A 2,983-nucleotide genomic window follows, 5' to 3' on the forward strand; every position below is an offset into this window, starting at 1 on the left:
AGGTGTCGGCACCCACGACCGACACCTGCCGATGAGGGAGAGACACGCATGGGACGCAGGGGAGCGGTCACGCACCGCCGCCGAAACCGCCGTGGCCGGCTGCTGGTGGCAGCCACCGTGACAGCAGGCCTCATCGCGGGAGCCGTCACGATCGGCACCGCGCTGGAGGGCGACCGGCCGGTCGTCGTCTCCGCCGACGCCGCCGTCACCCAGGAGATAGGCCCGGCGGCCGGACCGCTGCACAACGAGGCCCCCGCCCCGGTCACCGCGGTGCCGGCCAGCGACACCGGGAAGGGCATGGTGTACACCGGCCTGGTTCCCGCCGCAGGTGGCGACAAGTGTGCCGGTGTGTACAAGGTGTCCGACGCGGGTCTGTGCACCCACGGCCCGGACGAGGCGCCCAAGGGCGTCGACATCCACCAGGACGCCAAGCCCGTCGCGGCCGCCGCCGCCGAGCCGGCCGCGCTGACCGTCGCCTCCGACGCCGCGCCGTCCGCCGCCGACCTGCTCGGCGGGCAGACCGTCTTCGACGTCCAGTCCGGCAGCGCGCTGGCCTCCGAGGCCCCGGCCGCCGGCGGTACCCCCGCCTCCGCCGCCGCGGCCGCCGCCGGCACCGCCGTGGTCTGCGACGGCGACGGCAGCACCGGCAACCGGGTCCAGGTGCTGTACGTGCACGCCCCCGGCAAGGACCGTTTCGGCCAGTACCTGCCCTCGTTCAAGAAGTGGGCGGCCGACGCCGACGTCATCTACAACGCCAGTGCCGAGGAGACCGGCGGCACCCGGCACATCCGCTTCGTCACCGAGTCCGACTGCTCGGCCGCGGTGCTGAACGTCGAGCTCTCGGCCTCCGCGCTGCAGGAGTTCGGCGCCACCAACAACGCGCTGGCCCAGCAGGGGTTCAACCGCAGGGACCGCAAGTACATGATCTTCGCGGATGCCCAGGTCTACTGCGGCATCGGCACCTTCGCCGGTGACGAGCGCCCCGGCAAGGACAACCTGAGCAACTTCGGCCCGTCCTACGGCCGTACCGACGGCGGCTGCTGGGGCGGCTCCACCGCCGCCCACGAGCTCGGCCACAACCTCGGCGCGGTCAACAACAGCGCGCCCAACAGCAGCAAGGCCGGCCACTGCGTCGACGAGTGGGACATCATGTGCTACTCGGACGCGCCGTACTACCCGCAGATGGTCACCAAGTGCCCCAACCGCGCCAGTGACGACCGGCTGGACTGCAACCACGACGACTACTACAACACCAACCCGGCCGCGGGCAGCTACCTCACCACCCACTGGAACGTGGCCAACAACCAGTTCCTGATCTCCGGCGGCGGCACCGGCCCCAACCCGACGCCGACCCCGACCGCCACGGCGACCAAGACCGGCAGCCCGTCGCCCAACCCGAGCCCGAGCCCGAGCCCGACCAAGTCGCCGACCGGCTCCCCGAGCCCGACCGCCAGCCCCAGCCCGACCGGCGGTCCGGTCGCGCCCGACGTGGCGATCGGTCAGCTCACCCAGAACTCCGTGGTGCTGAGCTGGTCCCAGGCGGCCGGCGCGAGCGGCTACGACATCGTGCTGGACGGCCGCCCCCTCGGCACCGTCCGCTCCACCGCGGTGCGCCTGATCAACCTGCGCCCCGACACCGCGTACAAGATCGCCGTCGCGGTGCGCGACCAGTCCGGCAAGGCGGGCAAGGCCGGTCGTGAGGCCTCCTTCCGCACCCCGAAGGCCGCGGGCCCCGGCCCGACCAAGCCCGGCACCAAGTACACGATGACCAACAGCCTGACCGGCCAGGCCGCCGACATGTGGGGCGGCTCGACCAACGACGGCGCCGTGCTGATCGGCTACCAGCGCACCGGCTACGCCAACCAGCAGTGGACGTTCGAGGACCAGGGCGGCGGCAACCTGCGGATCCGCTCGGTGCGTTCCGACAAGTGCCTGCAGATCGGCGGCAACGCGGTGGCCGGCCAGTACGTGATGCAGCAGCCGTGCAGCAGCGCCGACACCCAGCAGTGGACCGTCAACGCCAGCGGCAGCGGCTACACGCTGACCGCCAAGGGCTCCTCGCTGGTGCTCGGCGCCAGCAAGCGCTGGTACTACGGCGGCTGGCTGCTGGAACTGCAGAAGGCGAACGAGCAGTCCTACCAGAACTGGACCATCCAGCCGGTCTCCTAGACCGCCCGCACCGGTGGGGCGGGACCGACCTCCCGCCCCACCCCCGGTACGCGAATCCGCCGCGGCGCCCAGGCGCCCGGCGGTGCTGCGTACCGCGGCCCGTTCCGCACCACCACCGCTGCACCGCACCACCGCTCGACCGCACTCCCGCACCCCGCACGACCGTCCGAGGAGCCACCGCATGCGCATCCGCACGCTCGCCGCAGCCGCCGTGATGGCCGGCCTCGCCGTCCTGGGCGGGGCCGGCCAGGCCGGCGCCCACGGCGACACCATCGTCTTCAAGATCTCCGCGCTGGGGGACGGCCACACCCGGGCCGCCGCCACCTGGGCGAACGACAACGACCCGGTCACCGACAAGGTCGCCGCGACCCTCAGCGCGACCGCCGACGACGGCCGGACGGTCGGCCCCTGGAAGCTGGAGGCGGTGGCCGGCACCCCCGGGACCTTCACCACCGCGCTGGCCCTGCCGCCCGGCCACTGGGCGGTGACCGTCGAGTCCGGGTTCCCGGCGCTCGGCCGCGGCCAGGCCGACCTCACGGTGACCGCGGTGCCGGGCACCACGGCCGGTGAGGGGGGCACGGCCGGCCCGGCCGTGCCCCCGTCGTCCGCGGCGCCGACCGGTACCCCGGCGGCCGTGGCCGAGACGGCGGACTCCGCCGATGCGGGCCCCAACTGGGTCATCGCGGTGGCCGCGGTGCTGGCCGCCGTCGCCGCGGTGGTGGTCTCCGCCGCCCTGCTGCGACGGCGCCGCGCGGCACGCTGACCCCGCCGCCCGCGCACCCCGCCCGGCCTCGGCCCGGGACACCGGAGGACC

General features: G+C 74.1%; 2 protein-coding genes. Both read left to right on the forward strand.

Annotated features, from left to right (window positions below; all coding sequences use genetic code 11):
* Positions 1 to 48 precede the first annotated feature (48 nt).
* Positions 49 to 2,169 carry an RICIN domain-containing protein gene (locus AA75_RS34250; protein ID WP_233289308.1) on the forward strand — a complete coding sequence of 707 codons (2,121 nt, stop codon included), beginning with the start codon at positions 49 to 51 and terminating at the stop codon, positions 2,167 to 2,169.
* 181 nt (positions 2,170 to 2,350) lie between these two features.
* Positions 2,351 to 2,932 carry a hypothetical protein gene (locus AA75_RS34255; protein ID WP_033824259.1) on the forward strand — a complete coding sequence of 194 codons (582 nt, stop codon included), beginning with the start codon at positions 2,351 to 2,353 and terminating at the stop codon, positions 2,930 to 2,932.
* Positions 2,933 to 2,983 lie beyond the last annotated feature (51 nt).

It is taken from the genome of Kitasatospora sp. MBT63 (genome assembly GCF_000710465.2).
Classification (GTDB): Bacteria; Actinomycetota; Actinomycetes; order Streptomycetales; family Streptomycetaceae; genus Kitasatospora.

Coding starts and splice junctions, on each gene's coding strand:
- AA75_RS34250 (WP_233289308.1), top strand. CDS start 49: ATGGGACGCAGGGGAGCGGTCACGCACCGCCGCCGAAACCGCCGTGGC.
- AA75_RS34255 (WP_033824259.1), top strand. CDS start 2,351: ATGCGCATCCGCACGCTCGCCGCAGCCGCCGTGATGGCCGGCCTCGCC.